The sequence below is a fragment of the Flavobacterium sp. UBA4854 genome (assembly GCF_002399805.1).
GTDB classification, from domain to species: domain Bacteria; phylum Bacteroidota; class Bacteroidia; order Flavobacteriales; family Flavobacteriaceae; genus Flavobacterium; species Flavobacterium ginsengisoli.
Genome location: NZ_DHEI01000131.1, coordinates 19,482 through 19,793, shown reverse-complemented (window position 1 = coordinate 19,793; position 312 = coordinate 19,482). Strand labels below are relative to the sequence as shown.

The window sequence follows — 312 nt, the reverse complement described above, 5'->3', positions numbered from 1 at the left end:
CACCGTCTTCGCATTATTTATAAGAATAATTTCAAACTCGATAGGTTTATAGAAAACGATGTTTATATTGCCCATCTAAAAATTGATTTGCTTGAATACAAAACTGAAATGCTTGCTTCTGGACGATGAGCTTCCAGGGTTAACTTACCTAAAAATGCTTTGCGAACAGATTCCTGAATTGGAAATCGTAAAAACATGTAATGATCCCGAGAAATTGCTGTCTGATTTTTCGAACCTTGATTTTGATTTGCTGATTTCGGATATTGAAATGCCCGGAATTGACGGATTGCACTTGGCCGAAAAATTGCAGGA

1 protein-coding gene is annotated in these 312 nt (G+C 36.2%); it reads left to right on the top strand.

The window, feature by feature from the left end:
• Positions 1 to 91: 91 nt before the first annotated feature.
• The coding region (locus tag B3J44_RS18900; RefSeq protein ID WP_286970524.1) for a LytR/AlgR family response regulator transcription factor at positions 92 to 312 on the top strand (221 nt) is incomplete at its 3' end.